General features: G+C 65.6%; 26 protein-coding genes, 1 tRNA gene and 2 pseudogenes. 16 read left to right on the top strand and 13 right to left on the bottom strand.

Translation table 11 applies throughout. The features are described 5' to 3' along the window. From A9W95_RS27360 to A9W95_RS22330, 9 genes and pseudogenes are all read left to right on the top strand, one after another. Window positions 1-626, top strand: a pseudogene (locus tag A9W95_RS27360) (serine/threonine protein kinase); the annotation flags it as partial. Between the two features lie 92 nt (window positions 627-718). Continuing rightward, window positions 719-868 (top strand): hypothetical protein, encoded by a 150-nt coding sequence (locus tag A9W95_RS27365; protein WP_172826686.1) that lies wholly within the window; start codon window positions 719-721, stop codon window positions 866-868. A 22-nt stretch (window positions 869-890) separates the two neighbouring features. After that, a complete protein-coding gene (locus tag A9W95_RS27370; protein WP_172826687.1) occupies window positions 891-1058 on the top strand; it encodes a hypothetical protein in 168 nt (55 codons plus the stop codon). 112 nt (window positions 1059-1170) lie between these two features. Then, the gene (locus A9W95_RS22305; protein ID WP_067417935.1) at window positions 1171-2808 is read left to right on the top strand and encodes an MFS transporter; all 1638 of its coding nucleotides are present in this window, start codon (window positions 1171-1173) and stop codon (window positions 2806-2808) included. Between the two features lie 9 nt (window positions 2809-2817). Next, a complete protein-coding gene (locus A9W95_RS22310; protein ID WP_216638191.1) occupies window positions 2818-3681 on the top strand; it encodes an alpha/beta fold hydrolase in 864 nt (287 codons plus the stop codon). Window positions 3682-3902: 221 nt separating this feature from the next. After that, window positions 3903-4367 (top strand): lipoprotein LpqH, encoded by a 465-nt coding sequence (locus A9W95_RS22315; protein ID WP_067417990.1) that lies wholly within the window; start codon window positions 3903-3905, stop codon window positions 4365-4367. Window positions 4368-4413: 46 nt separating this feature from the next. Further along, complete coding sequence (locus A9W95_RS28110; protein WP_067417938.1) at window positions 4414-5328, top strand: MAP_0585 family protein; 915 nt, start codon at window positions 4414-4416, stop codon at window positions 5326-5328. 108 nt (window positions 5329-5436) lie between these two features. Then, entirely contained in the window at window positions 5437-7062 is a 1626-nt protein-coding gene (locus tag A9W95_RS22325; protein ID WP_067417941.1) for a PE domain-containing protein, read from the top strand. Further along, on the top strand, window positions 7059-7829 hold the full coding sequence (locus A9W95_RS22330) for an enoyl-CoA hydratase (RefSeq protein ID WP_067417944.1): 771 nt from the start codon (window positions 7059-7061) through the stop codon (window positions 7827-7829). Before A9W95_RS22325 ends, A9W95_RS22330 begins: the two co-directional genes overlap by 4 nt. A gap of 27 nt (window positions 7830-7856) precedes the next feature. Here the strand turns inward: A9W95_RS22330 and A9W95_RS22335 are convergent, their stop codons facing one another. Continuing rightward, entirely contained in the window at window positions 7857-8810 is a 954-nt protein-coding gene (locus A9W95_RS22335) for an alpha/beta fold hydrolase (RefSeq protein WP_082983271.1), read from the bottom strand. A 203-nt stretch (window positions 8811-9013) separates the two neighbouring features. Here A9W95_RS22335 and A9W95_RS22340 point away from each other — a divergent pair, with 203 nt between their 5' ends. Next, window positions 9014-9745 (top strand): alpha/beta fold hydrolase, encoded by a 732-nt coding sequence (locus tag A9W95_RS22340; protein WP_067417993.1) that lies wholly within the window; start codon window positions 9014-9016, stop codon window positions 9743-9745. A 16-nt stretch (window positions 9746-9761) separates the two neighbouring features. On the opposite strand, the gene A9W95_RS22345 is transcribed toward A9W95_RS22340, so the two are convergent. Together A9W95_RS22345 and A9W95_RS22350 are read right to left on the bottom strand one after the other, a co-directional pair. Continuing rightward, a tRNA-Thr gene (locus tag A9W95_RS22345) sits at window positions 9762-9833 on the bottom strand. Between the two features lie 28 nt (window positions 9834-9861). Then, window positions 9862-10590, bottom strand: coding sequence for a hypothetical protein (locus tag A9W95_RS22350; protein WP_067417951.1), 729 nt, complete (start codon window positions 10588-10590; stop codon window positions 9862-9864). A gap of 162 nt (window positions 10591-10752) precedes the next feature. On the opposite strand from A9W95_RS22350, the gene phoP reads away from it, so the two are divergent. Together phoP and A9W95_RS22360 are read left to right on the top strand one after the other, a co-directional pair. Next, window positions 10753-11475 carry a two-component system response regulator PhoP gene (gene phoP / locus A9W95_RS22355; protein ID WP_067417996.1) on the top strand — a complete coding sequence of 241 codons (723 nt, stop codon included), beginning with the start codon at window positions 10753-10755 and terminating at the stop codon, window positions 11473-11475. 33 nt (window positions 11476-11508) lie between these two features. Then, window positions 11509-12954, top strand: a complete 1446-nt coding sequence (locus A9W95_RS22360) for a cell wall metabolism sensor histidine kinase WalK (RefSeq protein WP_067417954.1) — start codon at window positions 11509-11511, stop codon at window positions 12952-12954. 5 nt (window positions 12955-12959) lie between these two features. Here the strand turns inward: A9W95_RS22360 and A9W95_RS22365 are convergent, their stop codons facing one another. The 10 genes from A9W95_RS22365 to A9W95_RS22410 form a co-directional block, all read right to left on the bottom strand. Next, window positions 12960-13364, bottom strand: coding sequence for an HIT family protein (locus A9W95_RS22365; RefSeq protein WP_067417957.1), 405 nt, complete (start codon window positions 13362-13364; stop codon window positions 12960-12962). Between the two features lie 117 nt (window positions 13365-13481). Continuing rightward, window positions 13482-13901: a ketosteroid isomerase family protein gene (locus tag A9W95_RS22370; RefSeq protein WP_067417960.1), complete on the bottom strand. Its 420-nt coding sequence runs from the start codon at window positions 13899-13901 to the stop codon at window positions 13482-13484. Window positions 13902-13917: 16 nt separating this feature from the next. Then, window positions 13918-15969, bottom strand: coding sequence for an FAD-dependent oxidoreductase (locus A9W95_RS22375; RefSeq protein WP_067417963.1), 2052 nt, complete (start codon window positions 15967-15969; stop codon window positions 13918-13920). Between the two features lie 17 nt (window positions 15970-15986). Further along, window positions 15987-17114, bottom strand: coding sequence for an NDMA-dependent alcohol dehydrogenase (locus tag A9W95_RS22380; RefSeq protein WP_067417966.1), 1128 nt, complete (start codon window positions 17112-17114; stop codon window positions 15987-15989). 157 nt (window positions 17115-17271) lie between these two features. Continuing rightward, on the bottom strand, window positions 17272-17817 hold the full coding sequence (locus tag A9W95_RS22385) for a nuclear transport factor 2 family protein (RefSeq protein ID WP_067417969.1): 546 nt from the start codon (window positions 17815-17817) through the stop codon (window positions 17272-17274). A gap of 3 nt (window positions 17818-17820) precedes the next feature. Next, complete coding sequence (locus tag A9W95_RS22390; protein WP_371328105.1) at window positions 17821-18036, bottom strand: ferredoxin; 216 nt, start codon at window positions 18034-18036, stop codon at window positions 17821-17823. 7 nt (window positions 18037-18043) lie between these two features. Beyond that, entirely contained in the window at window positions 18044-19399 is a 1356-nt protein-coding gene (locus A9W95_RS22395; protein ID WP_067417972.1) for a cytochrome P450, read from the bottom strand. Beyond that, on the bottom strand, window positions 19396-20220 hold the full coding sequence (locus A9W95_RS22400; protein WP_067417974.1) for an SDR family oxidoreductase: 825 nt from the start codon (window positions 20218-20220) through the stop codon (window positions 19396-19398). The genes A9W95_RS22395 and A9W95_RS22400 overlap by 4 nt, the downstream gene beginning before the upstream one ends. Continuing rightward, window positions 20221-21438 (bottom strand): cytochrome P450, encoded by a 1218-nt coding sequence (locus A9W95_RS22405; RefSeq protein ID WP_067417978.1) that lies wholly within the window; start codon window positions 21436-21438, stop codon window positions 20221-20223. Next, the gene (locus A9W95_RS22410; RefSeq protein WP_067417981.1) at window positions 21435-22067 is read right to left on the bottom strand and encodes a TetR/AcrR family transcriptional regulator; all 633 of its coding nucleotides are present in this window, start codon (window positions 22065-22067) and stop codon (window positions 21435-21437) included. Before A9W95_RS22410 ends, A9W95_RS22405 begins: the two co-directional genes overlap by 4 nt. A gap of 181 nt (window positions 22068-22248) precedes the next feature. On the opposite strand from A9W95_RS22410, the gene A9W95_RS22415 reads away from it, so the two are divergent. The 4 genes and pseudogenes from A9W95_RS22415 to A9W95_RS22430 form a co-directional block, all read left to right on the top strand. Next, window positions 22249-23718, top strand: a complete 1470-nt coding sequence (locus A9W95_RS22415) for an aldehyde dehydrogenase (protein ID WP_067418001.1) — start codon at window positions 22249-22251, stop codon at window positions 23716-23718. A gap of 20 nt (window positions 23719-23738) precedes the next feature. Beyond that, on the top strand, window positions 23739-24491 hold the full coding sequence (locus A9W95_RS22420) for an SDR family oxidoreductase (RefSeq protein WP_067417984.1): 753 nt from the start codon (window positions 23739-23741) through the stop codon (window positions 24489-24491). After that, window positions 24488-25372 carry an NAD(P)-dependent oxidoreductase gene (locus tag A9W95_RS22425; RefSeq protein WP_067417986.1) on the top strand — a complete coding sequence of 295 codons (885 nt, stop codon included), beginning with the start codon at window positions 24488-24490 and terminating at the stop codon, window positions 25370-25372. The genes A9W95_RS22420 and A9W95_RS22425 overlap by 4 nt, the downstream gene beginning before the upstream one ends. Continuing rightward, window positions 25372-25507, top strand: a pseudogene (locus A9W95_RS22430) (carboxymuconolactone decarboxylase family protein); the annotation flags it as partial. The gene A9W95_RS22425 and the pseudogene A9W95_RS22430, both read left to right, overlap by 1 nt.

The raw sequence follows: 25507 nt of genomic DNA on the forward strand, positions 1-25507 counted from the left end.
TCGACGACGTGCGGGGACGCTGGATCGCGGTAATCCTGGAAGGGGGGAAATGCAATGACAAGTCCATCGAGAAGTGGAACTACGTCTGGTTGCAACCCCGCGCGGACGGCAGCATGGACGGGGAGTGGATCACCGACTCCATCGGCTGCTACAGCAAACGTAAAGTCACTTTCACCCGCTCCGGAGACGCCGACGTCGCCAGCCTGAGCAACCCGGCCGACCAACCGGCGCGCGTGGTGTCCCCGGCGCAGGGACTGCACGGCTTCTACCACCAGGTGACGACATACACCGGTCCTGGTGCGCCCAAGCCGCAGGAAGGCGACTACAACGTCGACACCATCTGCTTGCGCACGGGTGACCGGTGCCTGAGCCGATTCGTCCGCAACGGCACCAGCGGCACGCAATTGTTGCAATTCGCCAATAACGAGTGGACGCGCGACGACGAGTACGACGCCTCCTGCCCGGCCGGCGGCACATCGCACGTCAAGATCAACGGCACCTTCCCGCTGCCAGAACCGCCGCACGACCCGATCGCGGTGCTCACCGGTAACGGTTTCAAGGACGAATCGGGAAGCGCCTGCAAGGGCGGCAACTACGAGATGAAATTCACTCGCTCCGGAGGGTGACTCGCGTCGCCACGGTGTGATCGCGATCGAATACCGTTTGGGACCCCGGGGTCGACGGGTAGGCAGCCTGGAACCCGAACACAGGAGTGATCGTGACTGATCCCCAAACGCCGGAACGGGGTACGCCGGGAGAAACGCCGGAGCGGCTGACACCCTCGGAACCGCCTGAGCGGTTGACGCCGGCGGAGCCGCCCGAGCGGCTCTCGCCAGCCGATCCGCCGGAGCGGGTGACACCGGAATAGCAGACGAGAAACGGAGGCGAAGATGCGCGCTGAAGAAGGCGACGAATCGGTCAAGGACTACGCAAAAGAAGGCGAACAGACGCTCAACCGGATCAAAGACAGCCAGCAACAGGGCGGCGGCTTCCTCGGCCAGATCGGTCGGCGCGTGGTCGGTTTGTTCAAGTCCGCAAGCGGATCACGGGGCGGCTGACCGGCTAGCTTGCAGTCGGCATTCGTCCGCTACTGCACGGCCGTATTGAACTGTTAGTCTCGTTTAGAGACCGATAGTCTCAGAATGCCACGGCCGATGCGGGAGGACGCCGATGACCGATTCAGCGGTCGGGGCTGTCCGGCGAGTCGACCAATCGTCGGATTCCTTTGCTCGAGGGTCGCGGGCGCGACGTGGTTGGACCCTGTTCATCGCCTGTGCCGGAGTTTCTCTGGTGATCGCGTCCATGGTGGCGCTGAATACCGCGTTGAAGGACATCGCCCTCGCTACCTCGGCCACACAGACGCAACTGACATGGATCGTTGACAGCTACACACTGTTGCTAGCGTGTCTGCTGCTGCCGGCCGGTGCGATCGGTGACCGGTATGGACGCCGCAGCGCTCTGCTGGTTGGCGTAGCCATTTTTGCGATCGCGTCAGCGGCGCCGCTGGTGTTTGACACCCCAGTGCAGATCATCACGGCTCGTGGAATGGCGGGCGCAGGGGCGGCGTTCGTCATGCCGGCGACCCTGTCGTTGCTCACGGTTGCTTACCCACCGGAAGCGCGCACCAAGGCGGTTGGCATCTGGGCAGGAGTCGCCGGATCGGGCGGTCTGATTGGACTTCTGGGCACCGGCATGCTGATCAGATTCTTCGATTGGAAAGCGATTTTCTGGACGTTGGCCATCGGCGGTGTGGTCGTGTTCGTGCTGACGCTGACGATCGCCGAATCACGGGACGAGGACGCGCCGCGTCTCGACTTGCCCGGCGCGGTCAGCATCGGCGCAGCGGTCGCGATTTTCGTCTTCGGCATCTTGCAGGCGCCGAGCTACGGGTGGAGCAATCCGCGCGTCTTCTGCTGCTTGACGGCCGGGGTAGTGCTCGCCGCAGTGTTCGGCCTCATCGAAATGAGGCGGGCGCGGCCGCTGCTGGACATCCGGCTGTTCCGCGATCCGCACTTTCGGACCGGGGCAGCGGCCATCACCGTCGTGTTCTTGGCCACCTTCGCACTGTTCTTCCTGGTCATCCAGTACTTGCAGCAAGTCAAGGGCTATTCCGCACTTGTGGCGGCATTCGCGTTGAGTCCGATGGCGCTGCCGCTGCTTACCCTGTCGATATTGTCTTCGTGGTACTTGCCCAGGTTGGGTCTTCGGGCAGTGGTTGTGGCGAGCATGGTGCTGGTATCGGCGGGCTTCTTGTGCATGTGCACGCTGGACGCCGATTCGTCCTACCCGCAGATCTGCTGGCCGCTGCTGGTGATCAGCGCCGGCTTCGGGCTATGCACGGCGCCAACGACTTCGGCGATCATGACCGCCGCGCCCGATCAGAAGCAAGGTGTCGCCTCGGCGGTCAACGACGCGACCCGCGAGGTCGGCGGCGCACTAGGTATCGCCTTGGCGGGTTCGATTCTGGCCGGAAGCTATAGCCGTCACATCGCCACCGCTTTGACCGCCGTTCCCGAACCGGTGCGAACGTCTGTCTCCGATTCACTGTCGAAAGCGCTTGCCGTCGCCGAACAGCTTGGGCCGCAGGGTGTTCAACTAGCTGAACGCAGTCGGGACGCCTTCGTCGCGGCGACCAACTCCTCGTACCTGGTGATGGCCGTCATCGTCGCGGCGGCAGCCGTCGTCATCGGCCTCTTCGCACCGGGGCGAGACGGCGAGTTGCTTCCGGTGGTGCGCCGGCTGAGCGGCCACCGGCCTGGCGCGGCAGCAACCGCCCGCCACACCAAGTCGACCTCATCGCCGTCCTAACATGCCTTGATGGCTTCCGAACGCTTCACCACCTACGGAACGGGCGGCCTGCGCATCGTGGCGGACCGTCTCGGCGATCCGCGATCCCGAGCGGTGGTGTTCCTGCACGGTGGCGGGCAGACCCGCCGCTCGTGGGGGCGGGCCGCGGCTGCGGTGGCCAAGCGCGGTTGGCAGGCCGTCACGGTCGACTTGCGGGGCCACGGCGAATCGGATTGGTCTAGCGACGGTGACTACCGCGTCGCCAGCTTCGCCGCAGACGTGCAGGAAGTGTTGCGAACGCTCCCGCCGGAACCGGTGTTGGTGGGCGCATCCTTGGGTGGGTTCACCTCGATGCTGCTGGCCGGGGAGCGTGCACCGGGTGTCGCCAGTGCCGTCGTGCTGGTCGACATCGTGCCCAACATGAACCAGTCCGGGGCCAACCGGATCCATGCCTTCATGGCAGACCGCGTCAAATCGGGATTCGGGTCGCTCGAAGAAGTCGCTGACGCGATCGCCGAATACAATCCGCATCGGCCCCGACCCACCGATCTGCAGGGCCTGACCACCAACCTGCGCCGTCGCGGCGATCGGTGGTACTGGCACTGGGATCCGCAATTCATCAGCGGCACAGCGGCTTTCCCGCCGATCGAGGTCACCGACGTCGATCGGATGTATGCCGCGGTGGAAACGATTCTGCGCGACGGGGTTCCGATGTTGCTCATCCGCGGCCAGATGAGTGACTTGGTCAGCCAGGACAGCGCCGATGAGTTCCTGGCGCGCTTCCCGCAGGTAGAGTTCACCGATGTCCGCGGTGCAGGCCACATGGTCGCCGGTGACCGCAACGACATCTTCGCCGAAGCGGTGCTGAATTTCCTTGAGCGCCACGGGAAATGAGGTTCGCGCCGGTCGCTCTGTCGGCGTCGGCGGCCATACACCGCCCGCGCTCGTCGGCACTGAAGAACAACGGCTTGCATACCGGCAGTCAGCACCAGCACACTGTGTTGGCCAACTTGGTTTGTAATGTTGCCCGTTGGGTACCCGCGGAGAAAATGTGTGTTCGGCGGACGCGGCCACGACACGAAGGGTGAGCGGCACCAGTGACAGGAAAAGCAGTGGTGAAGCGTGGGGTTTTGGTAGGAGTGGTCAGCGCGGCCGTCGTCGCCTCGGCCTGCGCCGGCTGTTCCAGCAAGAAGTCGGACCAGGGTTCCTCTAGCGCCCCGCCGGCCGCGCCGGCGCCAAAGGTCGTCGTCGACGGCCAGCCGGTGAACGTTTCGGGACCGGTGACCTGCACGACGTCGGGAAACAACATCAGCATCGGCATCGGTGATGAGGCGAACGGCATCGGCGCGGTGGTCAGCACCGACAACCCGCCCATTGTCCACTCGGTCGGGCTGGGTGCCGTCAACGGCATCACGCTGGGATTCTCCGACGCCGCACCGAATCAAGGCACCAACGCCGGTGCGGCGGTGGACGGCAAGGCCTACGGCATCAAAGGCACCGCGTCAGGTGTCGACATGAGCAATCCGGACCAGCCGCAGTCGGTGACCAAATCCTTCGAGATGAGTGTGACCTGCCCGTAGCGCAGGCGTATCGAGGCCAAGCCCAGGAGGGGACGCAGCTATGCCCATGAAACGTGTTGTCAGCGCGGCAGCGGTCGCGGCCAGCTTGGTCGCCGCGTTGACGCTGGATCCGTCGGCCAATTCGGCTCCGATGATTCCATCCCTGCCCTTGGCGCCCGAGACGTCGGCAACACCGGCGCCGGCTACCACTGCGCCCAAGACGCAAAGTCAGGAGCCGCAAACGACGGCGCCGGCGACCACCCAGCCGCCCAGCACCGCCGCGCCACAAACCACGACGGCGGCTCCGCAGACCACGACCGCCGCGCCGACCACGACGGCGCCGACGACGACCCAGCCTGCCTCGCAGACGACCACGCCGCCGGCATCGCAGACAACGCCGTCGACGGGACAAACCACCACGGTGACGGGCGGACAAACCACCACCTCGCCGAGCGGGCAGACCACCACTCCGGCCGGACAGACGTCGACGGCGCCGAACTCGGCGACCACCACATCCGCCGGCCAGACGACGACCAACACCTCTGCGGCGGCGGCCATCCAGATCAACGTGATCCTCAACGCCCAGCCGACACAGCCCCCGCACCCGCCGTACATCCCGCGGGCGAACCTGGAGCGGGCCAGCAACCAGTTCGGCGGTCCCACCGATGCATACGGCTTCGCCTACCCCGGCCGGGGGGCGCCACCGCCACCGCGGCAGCGAGGCTTCGGCTGGAATGACGGCCCGGCTCCCGGCCACCCGCCGCCAAACTGGTTCGGCCCGCCGCCTCCCGGTGGCTGGAACGGCCCGCCGCCTCCTGGTGGCTGGAACCGGCCGTACTACGGTGCACCGCGCGACGTCGGGTACGGGCGCAACGACTTCGGCCGGTTCAACTACAACACCTTCACCGTCTTCCCAGTCTTCAACTGGCGATACGGCGGTTGGGGGTACTGGTTCTTCGGAGTCTGGGTTCCTCTGTACTGACCGGCTATTGACGGGCCGACACGGCCGACCGGACATTGGAGCGATTCTCGCCATTTTTCTGGCGTTCGCCTCCATGATGGCTATACGCCATACCACCGGGGGTAGCCGATGTCAGCCGTGCTCGTCGCGCCGGCCATTCTGGAGACCGTCGCGACCGAGGTAGCGCAGATCGGTTCGGTGATCAGCGCCACCAACCTGGTTGCAGCGTTGCCGACGACCGGGGTGGTGGCCGCGGCCGCTGACGAGGTCTCCGCGGCCATTGCGACACTGTTCGGCGCGCATGCGCAGGAGTACCAGGTGGTGGCTGCGCAGGCAGCCGCGTATCACGAACAGTTCGTGGGAGCCTTGAGCGCGGCGGCCGCGTCGTATGCCGGCGCCGAGGCCGCCATCGCGGCCGGGTTCCAGACCTGGGTCTATGACCCGGTGCATACGGCCGGTCAAGCTTGGATCCACAGCCCGCTGGGCTTGGCGCTCGATCCGGTCCTCAATGCGCCGACCAACGTGCTGCTCGGCCGCCCGTTGATCGGCAACGGTGCCGCAGGTACCGCGGCGGCTCCCACCGGCGGCGCCGGCGGGCTGTTGTTCGGCGACGGCGGCGCCGGTTACAGCCCGACGGGGGGAATCACGGCCGGCGGCAACGGCGGCAACGCCGGCCTGATCGGCAACGGGGGCCCCGGCGGGGCCGGGTTCGGTGGTGGGACCGGCGGTCTGGGTGGCGCCGGCGGCTGGCTGATGGGCAACGGCGGCCCGGGCGGTACCGGAGGATTCGGCGGTGCCGGCGGTCAGGCCTTGCTGTTCGGCGACGGTGGGCTCGGGGCCGGAACCGCGCCGACCGGGCGCGGCGGCTGGTTCGTCGGCACCGGCGGGGCTGGAGCCGGCGCGGGCGGTACCGGGCAGTCGATCGTCATCGACTTCGTCCGGCACGGCCAGACGGCAGCCAACGCCGCCGGCTGGATCGACACCGCCATCCCGGGATTGCCGCTCAATCAATTGGGGCTAGCGCAGTCCCAGGCCATCGCCGCTGCGTTCGGGTCGAGTAGTGACTACGCCGGCGTCTTCGCATCAGAGCTGATCAGGACGCAACAAACGGCTGCGGCGCTGACCAATTCGTTCGGTGTGCTGCCTGGGCTCAATGAGATCAGCGCCGGTTACTTCGACGGCCTACCGCAGATCAGTCCGGCGGGCTTGTTGTACCTGGCCGGTCCGGTCGCGTGGACGCTCGGCTTCCCCCTCTTCCCGATGCTGGCCCCGGGGTCCACCGATATCAACGGGATAGTGTTCAACCGAGGGTTCACCAGCGCGCTGCAGACCATCTACGGCAATGCCCTGGCGCATCCGGTCGCGAGCAACACCTCGGTGGCGTATTCCAGCGCTTTCACCATCGAGGCAGGGACCATGATGAACGTGAACAACCCCGACTTCTGGCTCATGCTCACTCATCCGGTGCTGCCCAATGTGGGCACCGTGGTGGTGCAGGGTGATCCCAACGGCGGCTGGAACTTGGTGAGCTGGGACGGCGTACCCGTCGGCCCGCCGTCACTACCGACCAAGCTTTTCGTCGACGTGCGCAACCTGATCACCGCGCCCCAATACGCCGTCTACGACATCGGGACGTCGCTGCTTACCGCAGATCCGACCACCATCCTCAGCGCAGTGCGCGACGGCGTCGACCAGATCGGCGGGGCAGTGACGCACTTCCCCGGGGCGGTCGCGCGGGATTTGGTCGGCGTATGAGCCCGACGGAGATTCGCTTCGTCGAAGTCGACCGCACCGGTGGGGTGGTCACCATCGAACTGATCAGCTCCAAACCGCTCAACATCGTCGGCAGCCCGGCCATCGACGCGTTGACCGACGCTTTCCGCGCCATCAGTCACGATCCCGACGTGCGGGTTGTCGTGCTGCGCGGCGCGGGGGAGAAGGCGTTCATCGGCGGCGCCGACATCAACGAGATGGTGACCCTGGACCGGTCCAGTGGTGAAGTGTTCATTCGCCGGCTTGCCGGATTGTGCGAGGCGATTCGCCAGTGCCCGGTTCCTGTCATCGCCCGGTTGGCGGGCTGGTGTCTGGGCGGCGGCTTGGAGATCGCAGTGTGTTGCGACCTGCGGATCGCCGAGGCAGGCGCCAAATTCGGGATGCCGGAAGTGGCCGTCGGCATCCCATCGGTCATTCACTCCGCGTTGCTGCCGGCATTGATCGGGGCCTCACACTCGGCGTGGCTGCTGCTGACCGGCGAGACCATCGACGCCGGTACCGCCGCATCGTGGGGCCTGGTGCACGAAGTGGTGGCAACCGGAGAACTGGACGCGCGCATCAACGAACTGACTGCGCGATTGAGCGGCTTCGGCCCGCACGCCGTCCGCCAGCAGAAGCGTCTGCTCAACAAGTGGTTCGACATGACGATTCACGGGGCCATCGAAGACAGCGTCGAGCAGTTCGGCCTCGCTTTCCTGACCGGAGAACCGCAGCAGCACATGCAAGCGTTTCTGTCCCGCAAGAGCTAGCGCGGGTAAGCGATTCGAGGATCCCGTTCAGCCGCAACGAGATTCGTCGGCGGGACGGACCACGCGCAGGTGCCGCGAGCGTGGCCGGCTGATCCGCTGCACGGTAGCTTCCGAGCGCATGCCCGAGCGTCGGGAGTCAGCCGCGCCGCTCGTGCGGTGCTGGGCGCCCACGAAGTCGTCGATAAGGCTGGCCACCGCGTCCGGACGTTCGGTGTGTGGATGGTGGGAGACGCCGGCAAGGATGTGCAGTCGGCTGTGCGGCATTGCTTGGTGGGCCGCGTACGCATGCGCGATGGGTATCACCCGGTCCTGGTCACCGCTGATGATCATCACCGGCACATTGGCGTTGGCGTGCAGGCGGTTCAACGCGCAGACCGCCTGGCCGCGGCGGTCCACGACGGCTCGCAGGGTGCGCAGGAACGCCTGCCGGTTCTCGGGGTTCGCCAATGCGGTGTGGGCTTCCCAGTGCTCGCTCAGATCCCGGTCGGCGTTTTTCAGGGCCGAAATCGCCTTGCGGGCAGTGATCACCGGTTTCGATGCGGCCACTTGCAGAACGTATTCCGAACCGGGCAGCGAGCACAGCCGCAAGGCGCGGTTCACCTCGCCGCCGAGGCCGCCGCTGCTGAGCAGAATCAGCCGCTCGCAGTAGTCACGGTGCTGGTGAGTGAACTGCATCGCGATGCCGCCGCCCAGGGAGTGACCGATAACGGTGACTCGGGGGATACCGAGCGCGTCGAGGAAATCACGCAACCACACCGCGAAGGCGCCCAATGAGTAGTCGCCGCGCGGCTTGGCGGTTTGGCCGTGGCCGAGCAGATCCGGAGCGATGACGCGGTAGTTCTTGGACAAGGCCGGGATCATCTTGCGCCAGTTGTTCGAGTTGCCGCCCATGCCGTGAATCAGCAACAGCACCTCGCCGGTGCCTTCGTCGCGGTAGGCGACGCGGTCACCGTGCAATTCGATCGTGTGGAGGTTGCTCATCATGCACCTGCTAGGTCACTCCGCGGGGGACTGGTGGTCGTTGTCGAAGTGAAGCCTGCGGTGCCGGCCTTGGAAAATCCTTGGGACTTTGTTGAGGCCCCGTTGGTGTCCCGAGTCGGTAGACCAGTACCCGCGTGCGGTGGCCAGCCGTCGATCCTGTCCGGCCGACGATCAAAGGTGCCGAACCCAGTGTTTACCCAGTCATGACAACGTACGTATTGGTGCACGGCGCCTGGCACGACGGTTCCTGCTGGAATCAGGTGATCAAACGTCTGGAGTTCCTCGGCCACACCGCTTTCGCGCCTACCGCCGCCGGGCATGGCAAGGGCGTCGACAAGCGAGTCAGCCATGCCGACTCCACTCGCTCGATCGTTGATTTCATCGTCGACACAGCTTTGACCGACATCGTTCTCGTCGGCCACAGCTTCGGCGGCACCGTGATAAGCAAAGTGGCAGAAGCCATTCCCGGTCGCATCCGACGCCTGGTCTTCTATGCCGGTTTTGTTCTCGACGACGGTGACCGGCTCGTTGACAATGTTCCGCCCGACCATGCCAAGGAATTCGCCAGCCTCGCGGCGGAATCGCCGGACGCAACAGTGATGCTTCCGTTCCGACTTTGGCGTGAGGTCTTCATGAACGACGCCGGTCTGGAGTTGGCTCGCAGCTGCTACGAGCGACTGTCGCCGCAACCGAGCCGGCTCTTCAGCGAACCGCTGAACCTGAAGAAGTTCTACGCCCTGGACATCCCACGTAGCTATCTGCTGCCCACCGAAGACTCGGCCATCGTGCCCGGGGAGTGGGGTTGGCACCGGTTTCCGAAGATGGCGGACCGACTGGGCCTGCACCGCATGTTGCGAATGCCCGGCGGCCACGAAGGTTTCTTCACCAACCCCCATGAACTAGCCAACAGGATCATCGATGCCGGCCGCGACTGACGCGGTCGAAGGGTAGAGCCCCCTGTCAGGATTGAACTGACGACCGCTCGCTTACAAGGCGAGTGCTCTACCACTGAGCTAAGGAGGCCGGGTAAAACAGTCGCCAGCCTAACCGGTCACGACTCCCCGTCGATGATCCGCTGCGAGCGCACCGGACGCGTTGTCGAGCGGCGCGCCACCCGGCGGCCCGGCAGTGGGATGCGGTCGGCGATATTGCTCAGCGGGTTGACCACCATGGTCAACGCGATGACGGCCTCCTGCAGGGTGGCGATGGCCGGCTCGAGGGCCTCCATCCCGGGTGCCAGCCGGGCCAGCGTGTCCGCCACGTCGGCCAACTGCTCCAGCGGGCCGTTCTTGGCGGTCAGCTTGTCGATCAGCCCGCCCTCGGCCAGCAACTTGTCGGCCAGGCCGTCCTCGGCCAGCACCCGCTCGATCAACCCGTCGGGGGCCAACAATTGATCGGCCACTCCGCCGGGCTGCAGGGCCCGCTCGAGCCCCCCGCCCTCGGCGGTCAAGCGGTCGAGCAAACCGCCGGGCTGGGTCAGCTGGTCGACCAAGCCGCCGGGACGCAGCAACCGGTCCATCGGTCCGTCGGAGGCGATCGCGCGCCCCAGTGGCATGTCCTCGTCCAGCAACCGGGCCAGCCGGTTGGCCCGGGCGAGCGCGTCGTCGATGCCGAGCATGTTGGCCATCGCATTGGATCCGCGCGGACCGCTGGGGTCACCGAGTGCCTTCTTGGCCAGGCCAACCGCCGCGCCCGCGAAGTTGAGGCTGGTTTCTGCGGCCGCTAAACCGGTCCGGGCCGGCGCGGTCGCCAGGGCCACGAGGTTCTTGCCGAGGTTCATCCTGTGAGTCTATTCGTGACGCGGCCCGATTTTTTCGGTACGGGTCCAAGCTGTTCCAATGATTCCTGGCAGACTACTTGCAGACTACTCGCAACGGGCTTTCAGGAAGTACACAATGATTGTTCAGCAAACGCTCAACCACTCTTCGGGAGAGTGGATGTCATGACGACCGGAACCGCAGGGCAGACCGCCGCGCCGGAAGCTCGCGTACTCGTCGTAGACGACGAGGCCAACATCGTCGAACTGCTGTCGGTCAGCCTCAAATTTCAGGGCTTCGAGGTCTTCACGGCCACCAACGGCGCCCAGGCCCTCGATCGGGCCCGCGAAGCGCGCCCGGATGCGGTGATCCTTGACGTGATGATGCCCGGGATGGACGGCTTCGGGGTGTTGCGCCGGTTGCGCGCCGACGGCATCGACGCGCCGGCGCTGTTCCTCACCGCACGAGACTCGTTGCAGGACAAAATCGCCGGGTTGACGCTGGGCGGCGATGACTACGTGACCAAGCCGTTCAGCCTGGAGGAGGTGGTGGCCCGGCTGCGGGTCATCTTGCGGCGGGCGGGCAAGGGCGGCGCCGAACCGCGCAATGCTCGCCTGACGTTCGCCGACATCGAACTCGACGAGGAAACGCACGAGGTGTGGAAGGCCGGGCAGCCGGTGTCGCTGTCGCCCACGGAGTTCACCCTGCTGCGGTACTTCGTGATCAACGCCGGCACCGTGCTGAGCAAGCCGAAGATCCTCGACCACGTGTGGCGCTACGACTTCGGCGGCGATGTCAACGTCGTCGAGTCGTATGTCTCCTACCTGCGGCGCAAGATCGACACCGGTGAGAAGCGGCTGCTGCACACGCTGCGTGGTGTGGGATACGTGTTACGGGAGCCGCGATGAGCGCGCTCGCTGCAATCGGCTAGGTAGCAGAGCATGCCCGGACGCCGATCACGCGGAATCCCGCTGCGGGTGGGCCTGGTCGCAGCCACCCTCTTGCTGGTGCTGTGCGGTCTGCTGGCCTCGGGCGTCGCCGTCACCTCGATCCTGCGTCAGAGCCTGATCAACCGGGTCGACTCCACGCTGCTGGATGCGTCGCGCACCTGGGCGCAGACGCCGTGGAAGCACACGCTGAACAACGCCGAAGGCCCCGACCCGGCCCGCCCGCCGTCCAAGTTCTACGTGCGCGGCATCAGCCCTGACGGCCACACCATGACCGCCATCAACGACCGCAACGCCGAGCCCGCGCTGCCCATCGATAATGACGTCGGCCCCGTCCCGACGACGCTGTCCTCGGTCAACGATTCCGACATCCAGTGGCGCGCGGTGACCGTGCGGGGAGCCCGCGGTGGTCTGACCACCGTGGCCATCGACTTGTCCGACGTCCAGCACACCGTCAGCGCGCTGGTCTGGCTGCAGGTGGGGATCGGGGCGGCGGTTCTGGTCGTGGTCGGCCTGGTCGGCTATGGCGTGGTGCAGCGCAGCTTGAAGCCGCTGTCCGAAGTCGAACAGACCGCTGCGGCCATCGCGGCCGGTCAACTGGACCGTCGCGTCCCGGAACGGGATCCGCACACCGAAGTGGGTCGACTGTCGTTGGCGCTCAACGGGATGCTGGCCCAGATACAACAGGCGCTGGCGTCTTCGGAATCCTCGGCCGACAAGGCCCGCAGTTCCGAAGACCGCATGCGCCGCTTCATCACCGATGCCAGCCACGAATTGCGCACGCCGCTGACCACCATTCGCGGCTTCGCTGAGCTGTATCGGCAGGGCGCGGCGCGCGACGTCTCCATGCTGCTCTCGCGCATCGAGAGCGAAGCGAGCCGAATGGGCTTGCTCGTCGACGATTTGCTGATGCTGGCGCGCCTGGACGTGCAGCGCCCGCTGGAACACCATCGGGTGGATTTGCTTGCGCTGGCCAGCGATGCGGTGCACGACGCCCGCGCGATCGACCCAAAACGCACGATCACCCTCGAGGTCCTCGACGGCCCCGGCACCCCGGAAGTTCTCGGCGACGAACCGCGGATCCGCCAAGTGCTCAGCAACCTCGTCGCCAACGCGTTGCAGCACACTCCCTCTAGCGCCGACGTCACCGTGCGGGTCGGTACCTCCGAAGACGACGCGGTACTCGAAGTCGCGGACCAGGGACCCGGCATGAGCCAAGAGGACGCCTCACGGATATTCGAGCGGTTCTATCGCACCGACTCGTCGCGCGCTCGGGCCAGCGGCGGCACCGGACTGGGACTGTCGATCGTCGACTCGTTGGTCAAGGCCCATGGCGGCGCGGTCACGGTCACCACGTCACCCGGAGAGGGCTGCTGTTTCCGGGTCACGCTGCCCCGCGTCAGCGACGTCGCCGCCCAGGTGGGTGAACCGGTCAGCTGAGTGGCTCAGGTCAGCTGCGCCAGCGCAGCCTTGATCCTGGCCTGTGCGTCATCCAACGATTCCGGTGACGGGTTGCGGTCGACGTTGGCGAAACCGAAGTCGCCCAGACTGCGGGTGGGGAAGACGTGCACGTGCAGATGCGGCACTTCGAGCCCGGCGATGATCACCCCGGCGCGGTCGACCTGGAACGCCTTGCACACCGCCTTGCCGATCAACTGGCTCACGCCCATCACCCGGGCGAAGACCGGTGGGTCGATGTTCTGCCATTGATCGATCTCTTTGCGCGGCACCACCAATGTGTGGCCTTGGGTCATGGGCTCGATCGTCAGGAAGGCGACGATGTCGTCGTCCTCGTAGACAAACCGGCCGGGGAGCTCACGGTTGATGATCTTGGTGAAGATCGACGCCATGAGTTCAGCATAGGTGGGACGCCGCGCCCGCCGAGATTGCCCGCATGGCTGCGGTTGCAACCGCGATGACGACCATGGGGGCAATTTCGGCGCCGACCAGGCAACCGGAAGCGGCGCTCAGCCTTCTTGACCGAAGGTCATCATCTCGAGGTTCCAGTAGCCGCGCATGTTGGTGATCAGGCCCGCCTCGTTGACGCGGTAGGTGAACACGCCGCGCACCGAACTGGTGACTCCGCCTTCGAACTTGCTGTCCAGTACCAAGATGTGTGCGATCTCCTGGGGAGAACTGGACGGGAACGTCTCCTCGCAGGTGATGGTCAAGTTGTTCGCGGCGATGTTGGTGTCGTAGAAATTGGCGACGCCGTCTTTGCCCTTCACCCCGGTGCCGTCGGGATTGGTGACCGACTTGCCGATCGGGTCCTCGATGACGACGTCGTCGGCCATCAGCGCAAGCCAGCCCTCCCGGTCGTGGGCTTGCACGCAGCGCCACGACGATTGTGACGCGGTCAGCGCGGGGGATTGGACGGTTTGGGTCATTGCTACCTCTCCTTCGTCAAATGGCACACGCGGCGCGCGCGCCGTCCTCGGTGGCTTTGCGGATCAGGCCCAGGCCGCTGCAGTCGCCCGCGGCGTGCACCGGCGTGCCAGGCAGGGCGGTAACCAATTCGTCGAACAACCGGGTGTCTGGTTCGACCGTTCCGGCCAGCACGACGCTGTCGGCCGGCAGTTCGCGAGGGTTTCCCCCTGATGGTGTGAACACCACTGCCCTGGGGTTGATGCGTGAGACGTCGGCCCGCACGTGCACCGTGACGCCGAGTCGGTCCAGCCGGTCCATGTGTTCGGTCTTGCGCTTGTTACCCACTTCGGGCGCGATGTCTTTGCCACACTCCAAGATCGACACCAGGCGGCCTCGGCCGGCCAGGAATTCGGCGAGTTCGAGTGCGACCAAATCCGCACCGATGATGGTCACGCGTCGACCTAGCGGCATCCATGCGCGGGTCGCCAACCGCAGCGCCGCCGGGCGCACCAACCGTTGCCGCCAGCCGGCCATCATCCGGGCCGCCAACCGCTGCCAAGTGGGGTCCGTCGTGTTCGCGCCCCCGCCCAGTGCTTCGCGCAACCCCGGACCGGTCAGCACGTGAGGCAGGTCGGCTCCGGGAATGTGGGGGACCGCGACGTGTCCGCCGGTGGCCACCACCACCGCATCCGGCGCTAACGCCACCGTGTCCGGGGCCGAGACGTGTTGGCGCAGTTCGACCTGCACCGGACTTAGCCGGATCTCCTGGCGCAGATAGTGCAGGAACGGTTGGTTCTCCGGATGCAGGACGCATGCCCAGCGCAGCGCGCCGCCCAACTGCCCGGCACGTTCGAACAGGGTGACCCGATGACCGCGTTCGGCGGCCACCCGGGCCGCCTCCAGTCCGGCCGGGCCGCCGCCGATGACCACTACCCGTTTGCCATGCGGCGCGCGGGGAGCGGCCAGTTCTCGTTCCTTGCCGGTCCGAGGATTGACGGCGCAGTCCACCGAGAAGCGTTGTTCCATTGCGTCAATGCAGTTTTCACACGAGATGCACTTGCGGACCCGGTGCGCTTGACCATCGGCCAGCTTGCGCGGCAAGTCCGGATCGGCCAGCAGGGGCCGTCCCATGGCGACGAAATCGGCGCGCCCTGCGGCCAGGATGCGTTCGGCTCGCACCGGGTCGTGAATGCGTCCCACCGCGATCACCGGCACGTCTACCACCTGCTTGACCGCGGCCGCCGCGCCAACGTTGACCTCGTCACCGTCATCGGCGCCGTTGACCATGCCGGTCACCAGCCGGTCGATCACCCCACCGCTGACGTGAAACGCGTCCACCCCGGCGGCGACGAGTTCGGTTGCGATCCTCGGGGTTTCGAAGATCGCTCGACCACCGGCGACGCGTTCGTACCCGGAGATGCGCAGCGTGATCGGCAGCGCATCACCGATCTCCGCCCTGATCGCGGCCAGCACTTCGAGCACCGCCCGCAACCGGCCGCGCGCGGAGCCGCCGTAGTCGTCGGTGCGCCGGTTACGTTGCGGCGCCAAGAAAGAACCCAACAGCATGTAGCCGTGGGCGGCGTGCAGTTCGATACCGTCGTAGCCGGCCTCGACCGCACGGCGCGCGGCGGCCTTGAACAAGTCGAATACCTCGGTGAGTTGTCGCGCGGTCATCTCCACCGACGGCCGACCCGTGAGGTAGGAGGGAATGACCGACGGTCCCAGCGACGTTACGCCGAACATTTCCGGTCCCAGCCCGTCGGGTCCGGCGTGCACGATCTGCGGCTGGATCTTGGCACCGCGTTCGTGCACGACGTCGACCAGCGCCCGGTGCGCCGCCACGGCGGCATCGGTGGCGAGATGCAGACCACCGGGCGTCTCGGGATGCTGATGGTCAATACCCGTGGCGCCCAACGTGATCAGACCGACCCCGCCCTGGGCGCGCGCTGCGAAGTAGTCACGCGTGCGCTGCGACGGTAACCCGTCCGGCGTCCCGTACATGGTCTCCATCGGAGACATGACCAGCCGGTTGCGCACCGCCATGGCGCCGATGCGCCCCGGCGCCAGCAGGTGCGCGAAGCCGGCCACGCGCGGTGCCGAGCCGCTTAGCGGTCGGCGTCGGTGTAGCGGATCACGCCGCGAATGTTCTTGCCGTCCAACATGTCCTGGTAACCCTCGTTGATCTGCTCGAGGCGGTACTGGGTGGTGACCATGTCGTCCAGGTTGAGCTTGCCGGCCTTGTACATCGACAGCAGTTGCGGAATGTCGTACTGCGGGTTGCCGCCGCCGAAGATGGTGCCCTGCAGGTTCTTCTGCATCAGCGTCAACATGGCGAGGTTCAACGTCACGTTGGTATCCATCAAGCTGCCGATGGCCGTCGCCACGCAGGTGCCGCCCTTGGCGGTGATGTTGAGGTAGTTGTCGATGTCCGAGCCGTGTAGTTCACCGACCGTCACGATCACCTTGTGGGCCATCAGACCGTAGGTCACCTCGGCGATGCCCATCAACGCGGCGTTGATGTCGGGATAGACGTGGGTGGCGCCGAACTTCAACGCCTGGTCGCGCTTCCATTCCACCGGGTCGATGGCGAAGATGTAGCGGGCCCCGGAAGCGGCCGCGCCCTGCAGGGCGGCCATACCGACGCCGCCGACGCCGACGATGGCGACGTCCTGGCCCGGGCGAATGTCGGCGGTGCGGACCGCCGAACCGTAGCCGGTGGTGACGCCGCAGCCGACCAGCGCGGCCACCTCGAACGGTACCGACGGGTCGATCTTCACCACCGAGCTGCGGTGCACCACCATGTACGGCGAGAAGGTGCCCAGCAGCGTCATCGGAAACACATTCTGGCCGCGGGCCTGGATCCGGAAGGTGCCGTCGCTGACCGCCGCGCCGGCCAGCAAGCCGGCGCCCAGGTCACACAGGTTGCGCATGCCGGACTGACACGTCGGACATTGGCCGCACGACGGGATGAACGACAAGACCACGTGATCCCCGGGGGCGATGTCTTCCACGCCGGGGCCGACCTCGGTCACGATGCCGGCGCCCTCGTGTCCGCCCAACACCGGGAAGCCCGCCATCGGGATCCCACCGGTCACCAGATGATGGTCGGAGTGGCACATACCGGCCGCCTCCATCTGGATCTTGACCTCGTCTTTCTGCGGGTCACCGATCTCGATGTCCTCAATGGACCAGGGCTGGTTGAACTCCCAGATCAGAGCGCCTTTTGTCTTCACGTTGGACCTGACCCCATTTCGCCTTTGAATTGGAAGTGCCTGGCCCCATCTTGCCGGGCACGGTGGTGACGAGTGCCACGCGGCACTCTTGTTGCGTCAGCATAGCGGTGGAACAAATCAAATGCTTGGTTGGGCCTTGTCGAACCCGACGTCCCGCTCACCAGATCGGGACGGGCGTCTTGCCGAGCGGGTAGTAGCCGGGCAGCTTCTCACCGGCCAGGCTGCGCTCGATGCGCCGCTGCATGCCTGGGGAGAGCTTCCCGGCCTTCATGAGGTCCAAATACAGGGCCTGGACGTGGCCGAAGTCGAAGAAGTCGCGTTGCCACTCGATCTTGGCGTCGGCGTTGAGCCGGAACCAGCTACCGCCGATGCCATAGATCTCCGACTTCGAACCGTCGGCGTCGGTGGCCACCTGTTTCCAGAAGCCGACGATCTCGCCCTGCTTGTCGTCGATGATGACCTTCTGATAGGGGTACTGCCAGTTCTCCAAACCTTCCATTTCCAAGCCCAGCGCGATGTCGCGAATCTCGTCGATGCCGACGCACATCACGTCCTCTTTGGGTCCGATGTTCCAGCCGTAGGTGGCGTCATCGGCATAGAAGTCGGCGAGGACCTTCCAGTCGCCCTCGCGCTCGGCCGCGCGGTTGGCCTCCAGCCAGCGCTCGACCCAGTCTTCGAGTGCTTCCCGTGAGTGTGACGCCATCGGTCAATCTTCTTTCTCTTCGATCAATAGTGCTTGGGTAGGGCACATTTGGACGGCCCGCTCGATTTCGTCGCGGGCGTCTTCGGGTGGTTCGGGGTCGGGGATCTCGACCTTGCCCCGCTTGGGCACACTGAAGTAATCCGGTGCTTCCAGTTCGCACATGGCGTGCCCCTGGCACAGCTCCAGATCCACTTGAATTCGATACGCGCCCACGGTCATTACTCCTTCAAACGCCACGCTTGCGGTAACGCACCTTGGCGGGCCGGGCCAGCTGCACCACCATCTTGGAGTGGTCGTTGCGATAGCTGTCGGCCGGTTGGGCCATCTCGAATTCGTACTCGCGTAACAACACCGAGAAAATCGCCTTGATCTGCATGGTGGCGAATGCCGCGCCGACGCAACGGTGTCGGCCGGCGCCGAACGGGATCCAAGTCCAGCGGTGGGCAATGTCGGCTTGCTCCGGCTTGTCGTACCGGTCGGGATTGAAGGCATCGGGGTCGGGGAAGTCTTCGGCGATGCGGTTGGAGATCGCCGGAGACGCGGCGACGTAGTCCCCGTTGCGGATCGGGAAGCCCTCCACTTCGAAGTCGCCTTTGGCGACACGCATCAGGATGATCAGCGGCGGATGCAGGCGCAGGGTTTCCTTGACCACATTGTCCAGCTTCGGAATCTGGCGCAGCGCGTGGAAACTGACCTCCTGGCCGTCGGCGTAGAGGTCTTCCAGTTCGGCGAGGACTTCGGCGTAGGTGTCGGGGTGGCGGATCAGTTCGATCAATGTCCACGCCGACGTACCGGAACTGGTGTGGTGGCCGGCGAACATCAATGAGATGAACATGCCCGTCACCTCGTCGGCGGAGAACCGGGCGTTGCCTTCCTCGTCTTTGATCGACACCAACACGTCGAGCATGTCGCGGTCCGCTTTGTCTTTGGGCGGGTTGGCAGCTCGCTGGTTCATGATGTCCTGCACCAACGCCACCAAGTCCTTGCGGGCCTGGTCGCGGCGCTGGAAGCTTTCGATCGGCAGGTAGGGGTCGACGTAACACAACGGGTCGGTGCCGCGTTCCAGCTCGTGGTAGTAGTGGGCGAACCGGGAGTCCAGTTGGTTGCGAAACTTCAGGCCGATCAGGCAGGCCGTCGACGTGTAGATGGTGAGCTCGGCGAAGAAGTCGAGCAAGTCGATTTCGCCTTCGTCGCCCCAGTCGGCGATCATCCGCTTCACTTCACCCTCAATGGTGGTCGCATGACCCTTCATCTGCTCGCCACGCAGCGCCGAGTTGTGCAGCATCTCTTTGCGCCGCTCGGGGCTGGCGTCGAAAACGACGCCCTTGCCGAAGATCGGCGTCATGAAGGGATAGGCCTCGGCCTGGTCGAGATCCTCGTCGGCGGAACGGAAAAAGAATTCGTTGGCGTTCGCCCCGGACAGCAGGATGACCTGCTTGTCCGCGAGTTGGAATGCGCCGACGTCACCGCACTCGCTGCGGGTTCGCTGCATCAAACCGATTGGGTCGGTGCGGAATTCTTCGAGGTGGCCGTGCTCGTCCTCGCCGCCGGAAACGCGCGGCACCACCGCTGTTGAGGTCATGAATTCAGGGCTTTCTCATCGACTTTCAGCTGCTGCCGCTCTTTGATCGCGGCCAGCGGGGCTTCGGGCTGCAACTCCATGTTCGCGATGAAGCCACCGCGCGGTGTCTCGGCCACGAACGTGATGGCCCGGGCCAGGTCCGCGGCGCGCAGGAAGTAATCGTGGCGTGCTTGCCCCCACTTCGCCCAGTCCTCCAGCGCAGGGCCGATCTTGTCGGCCGGCAGGCTCCAACCCATCGACGTCTTCGTCGGCCCCGGGTGCACGATCGAGGCCCGGACGCCGGTCCCCTCGAGTTCCATCTGCAGGTTGGTCACCATCGCCAGCAGCGCCGCCTTGGCGGCACCATAGGCACCCATATGCGGGCGCTGGCGAAGTGCCACATCGGAACCCACGAAGATGAGGTCGCCGCGCTGTCGCTCGAGCATGCCCGGCAGCACCGCTGTGGCAAGCCGGTTCGCACCGACCAGATGAATCTGCAGCTGCGACTCGAACTCGTCGGTGGTGATCTCGGCGAGCTTGCCGAAATAGGTGTCACCCGCCCCGGCGACCAGCACCTCGATGTCTCCGAGAGCATCGGTTGACTGCGCGAAGAAAGACTTCACCGAATTCGGATCGGTGACGTCCAAATGAAAGCCCACGGCCTCGCCGCCCTCGGCGTTGATCTTGCCGACGATGTCGTTGAGCTTCTCGACCCGGCGAGCACCCAGGGCGACCGGGAAGCCGTGCGCTGCGAGAGTGATGGCGGTTGCCTCACCAATACCCGACGATGCGCCGGCCACGATGGTGGGGCGTCGTTCGGGCAGCGGTTCGAAGCGGGGCATTTACTTGGCCTCCACGGTGATCGGCAGGTGGGCGAATCCGCGGACGTTGCTGGAGTGGACTCGGACGGCGTTGGCCTCGTCGACTTCATAGCCGCGGATTCGCTTGAACAGTTCGGTGAGCGCTACCCGCGCTTCCATCCGCGCCAGATGGGCGCCCAGGCAGAAGTGCGCTCCGCTGCCGAAACTGAGTAATTTCGAACCCGTCTCGCGCCCGATGACGTAGTCGTCGGGGTTGTCGAACACCCGCTCGTCCCGATGGGCCGAGCCCGGCAGCAGCAACAGCACGTCGCCTTCCGGAATAGTGGTGCCGTAGAGCTCGAGCGGGCCGGACACGGTGCGAGCCAGGATTTGGCTGGACGTGTCGTAGCGCAAGGTCTCCTCCACCCACAGCGGAATCTGCCCCAGGTCGGTGTAGAGGGGAGCCAGCTGCTCGGGGTTGCGATGACCCCAAAATGCGGCGTTGGCAAGCAATTTCGTTGTCGTCTCGTTGCCCGCGATGACCATCAAGAACATGAAGCCGAGGACTTCCTCGTCGGTGAGCCGGTCGCCGTCGATTTCGGCTTCCAGCAGCGCGGAGGTCAAATCATCGGTCAACTTCTTGCGGCGCTCCTCGATCATGCCCTGGTAGTAGACGATCAGGTTGATCGACGCTTCGATCGCCGAGGCGGGCACATCGTTGACGCCGTCGTCGCGGTGCATGACGCCGTCGGCCATCGCGCGGATGCGGTCGCGGTCGGCCACCGGGACACCCATCAGTTCGGAGATGACGTCCATTGGCAGCTTGCCGGCGAATTCGGCGACGTAGTCGACGGTTCCAGAACCGGCCTGCTCCAGCATGACGTCCAGATGCTGTGTCGCGAGTTCGGTGACCCGCGGCTCGAGTTCACGAATCCGGCGTGGCGTGAACCCTTTTGACACCAAGGTGCGCAGCCGCAGATGCGCCGGGTCGTCCATCGCCAGGAAAGACATCGTCTTCGCCGCGTGCGGGCCGCGGGACACCGGATCCAGCGAGACGCCGTCGCGGTTGGACAGCGTGGTGCTGTTGCGGAAACCCCGGTGCACGTCACTGTGTCGCGACACCGCCCAGAAGCCGAGTTGCTCATTGCGATACAGCGGCGCCTCGTCGCGTAGCCGCCGATAGTACGGGTAGGGGTCCTCGTGGAAGTCGTAGTCGTAGGGGTCCAGGATCAGCTCGGGATCGCCCACGCTGACGGTCATTGGTTGCCCTCCTGGTCGTTTGCGGAACCAGCCAGGATCAGGTGCACAACTCCGGCCAACCGGTCGGCGATCTCGTGGTAGGTGAACTCACCGCTGCCCGCCTGCACGAGCGCGCCGAAAAACGCCATCTCCAAAGCGGATACCGTTACCGGCTCGGCGCCGGGCCCGATGGCCGAGGCGATGCGGCGGTGAATCTCCGCGCCGATCCGGTCGCGGGCGGCACGCACCGCAGGGTCGGTTGCACCGCCGAGCAACGCCGCTGTGCAGGCGGCTCCGACCTCCGGCTCGTCGGCTACCACCAGGGCCAGATGCCGCAGCGCCTGGTCCACTCGCACGGGCATGGGCTGGTTGACGTCGGTGAAATACGGCACTTGCCGTACCAGGTGCAGATATACCTCGGCGATCAGATGGTTCTTCGACGAGAAGTACGTGTAGGCAGTGGCCGGCGCTACCTTCGCGCGCGCGGCCACCATGCGCACCGTCAAATCGGCGTACGAGCTTTCTCGCAGCGTCTCCATCCCGGCCGCCAACACCTTGCGGAAGGTCTCTTCCTGGCGGCGGTTGCGCGGCGCTGATCCCGTCGGCTGCCCGGCGGGGGTTGTGACGCTCAGCAGTGCATCGCTGGACACATGTCCAAGCTAAAGGATGGCCGGTGGCCGAAGCAACCCCGTGGCGCAAACGGGCAGGTGACGGGCGTTACGCGGGTGTCGTTGGCTCGGGCGGGACGCTGGGCTCTTGCACCCCGAAGGGCGCCAGGGCTATGGTTCGCAGGGGCATACCGGACAAGTGTCCAACTGGATGGAGCTGGTTATGGCGTTATTGGCCAACGGCGTGAGTGCGCTGTTCATCGACGGCAAACTGACCGAGGGCAGCGCTGGAACGTTCCCGACGGTTAACCCGGCGACCGAGGAGGTGCTGGGCGCCGCCGCCGACGCCGATGCCGCGGACATGAGCCGCGCCATCGATGCCGCGCGGCGTGCCTTCGACGACACCGACTGGTCGCGCAACACTGACCTGCGGGTCCGGTGTGTGCGGCAACTGCGGGATGCGCTGCAGCAACATATCGAAGAGCTGCGAGAACTCACCATCGCCGAAGTCGGCGCCCCGCGCATGCTGACGTCGATCGCCCAGTTGGAAGGACCGGTCAACGACCTGGCCTTCGCGGCCCAGACGGCCGAATCCTATTCGTGGCGGCAAGATTTGGGCGAGGCGGCTCCGATGGGCATTCCCACTCGGCGCACCGTGGTGCGGGAAGCCGTCGGGGTCGTCGGCGCCATCACCCCCTGGAACTTCCCGCACCAGATCAACCTCGCGAAACTGGGTCCTGCGCTGGCTGCCGGCAACACCGTCGTTCTCAAGCCGGCACCAGACACCCCTTGGTGTGCGGCAGTTTTGGGCGAGATCATCGCCGAACACACCGACATCCCGCCGGGCGTGGTCAACATCGTCACCTCCAGCGACCACAGCGTCGGGGCCCTGCTGGCCAAAGACCCGCGGGTGGACATGGTCTCGTTCACCGGCTCCACCGCAACCGGTCGCAGCGTGATGTCCGACGCCGCGGCGACAATCAAGAAAGTGTTTCTCGAACTGGGCGGCAAGTCGGCGTTCATCGTGCTCGACGACGCGGATCTGGGCGCAGCGGTTGGAGTTGCGGCGTTCTCGGTCTGCATGCACGCGGGGCAAGGGTGTGCGATCACCACTCGGCTCGTGGTGCCGCGAGCCCGCTATGACGAGGCGGTGTCCATTGCGGCGGGAACCATGTCGGGCATCAAACCCGGTGACCCCACCGACTCCGGAACAATCTGCGGCCCTTTGATTTCCGGGCGACAGCGCGACCGCGTGCAGGGCTATCTCGACCTGGCCGTCGCGGAAGGGGGAAGCTTCGCCTGCGGTGGTGGCCGGCCCGCGGACCGTGACGTCGGTTTCTTCATCGAGCCCACTGTGATTGCCGGTCTGGACAACACCGCCCGGCCGGCCCGGGAGGAGATTTTCGGGCCGGTGCTGACCGTGATCGCGCACGACGGCGACGACGACGCGGTCCGGATCGCCAACGACTCGGCTTATGGCTTGTCTGGAACGGTGTTCGGCGCCGACCCGGAACGGGCCGCACAGGTCGCGGCGCGGTTGCGGGTCGGCACGGTCAACGTCAATGGCGGCGTCTGGTATTCGGCTGACATGCCGTTTGGCGGGTACAAGCAGTCTGGCAACGGCCGGGAAATGGGTCTGGCCGGGTTCGAAGAGTATATGGAAATCAAAGCCATTGCGACAGCGGCACATTAGACAACCGCAAAGGAGTACGGGTGGGCCAGTTCGATAACAAGGTAGCCATCGTCACCGGGTCCGGTGGGGGCATCGGTCAGGCATACGTCGAAGCCCTGGCTCGGGAGGGCGCGGCGGTCGTGGTGGCCGACATCAACGCCGAGGCGGCTGAAGGCGTGGCGAAACAAATTGTCGCCGACGGGGGAACGGCGATCAGCGTTCCGGTCGACGTGTCCGACCCCGGATCGGCCAAGGCGATGGCCGATCGCACCTTGGCCGAATTCGGCGGCATCGACTACCTGGTGAACAACGCCGCGATCTTCGGAGGCATGAAACTGGACTTCCTGCTGACCGTGGATCCCGAGTACTACAAGCGGTTCATGAGTGTGAACCTCGACGGTGCACTGTGGTGCACCCGCGCGGTGTACAGGAAGATGGCCAAGCGCGGCGGCGGCGCGATCGTCAATCAGTCGTCCACCGCGGCGTGGTTGTACGCGAACTTCTACGGTCTGGCCAAGGTCGGCATCAACGGCCTGACCCAACAACTTTCCCGGGAACTGGGCGGACAGAACATCCGGATCAACGCCATCGCCCCCGGACCCATCGACACCGAGGCCAACCGTACGACGACGCCGCAGGAAATCGTCGATGACATCGTCAAGGGACTTCCTTTGTCGCGGATGGGCACCCCGGCGGATCTGGTCGGGATGTGCCTGTTCTTGCTCAGCGATCAGGCGTCGTGGATCACCGGGCAGATCTTCAATGTCGACGGCGGACAGATCTTCCGGTCATGACCCACACTGCGCCGACGCCACGGTTGGGATACATCGGTCTGGGTAACCAGGGCGCGCCGATGGCCAAGCGCCTGGTCGACTGGCCGGGCGGGCTGACGGTATTTGACGTCCGCACCGAAGCCATGATTCCGTTCGTCGACTGCGGCGCCACCGCCGCCGCCGGGTTGTCCGAGGTCGCCCAGGCCGACATCATCAGCATCACGGTGCTCAACGACGAGCAGGTGCGCGAGGTGATCACCGGGGCGGACGGGCTGGCCGCACACGTCAAGGCCGGCACCGTGATTGCGATCCACTCCACCATCGGCTACACCACCGCCGAGGACTTGGCGCGTCAATTGGAGCCGCAAGGCGTCCATGTGATCGACGCGCCGGTCAGCGGCGGTGCCGGTGCGGCCGCCGAGGGCAAGTTGGCCACCATGGTCGGTGCCGACGAAGAAACGTTCCAGCGGATCAAAGAGCCGTTCTCCAGGTGGGCGTCGCTGGTGATCCGTGCCGGTGAACCGGGTGCGGGCACCCGAATGAAGTTGGCCCGCAACATGCTTACCTTCGTGTCGTATGCCGCCGCTGCCGAAGCCGAGAAGCTGGCCGAAGCCAGCGGGTTGAGCCTGCGGGCATTGGCCAAAGTGGTGCGGCACAGTGACGCCCTCACCGGCGGTCCCTCCGCGATCATGTTCCGCAACACGAGTGCGGCGCTGGAACCCGACGATCCGCTACGCCCGATGATGGAGCACACGCGCGGTCTGGGAGAGAAGGACTTGAGCTTGGCGTTGGCGCTCGGTGAGGCGGTATCGGTCGATCTGCCGTTGGCCGAATTGGCTTTGCAACACCTGGCGGCCGGACTCGGCGTACCGCACCCGGAAAGCAAACCCAAGGAGGCGTGATGGACGAACAGCGCCGCAAAGGCCTCGAGAAGATGAACGAGGTCTACGGCTGGGAGATGCCCAATATCGAAGGCGACGCATACTTCGACCTCACAGTCGACCACTTGTTCGGCAGCATCTGGACCCGGCCAGGTC

This window comes from Mycobacterium sp. 1423905.2 (genome assembly GCF_001673155.1).
Taxonomy (GTDB): Bacteria; Actinomycetota; Actinomycetes; order Mycobacteriales; family Mycobacteriaceae; genus Mycobacterium.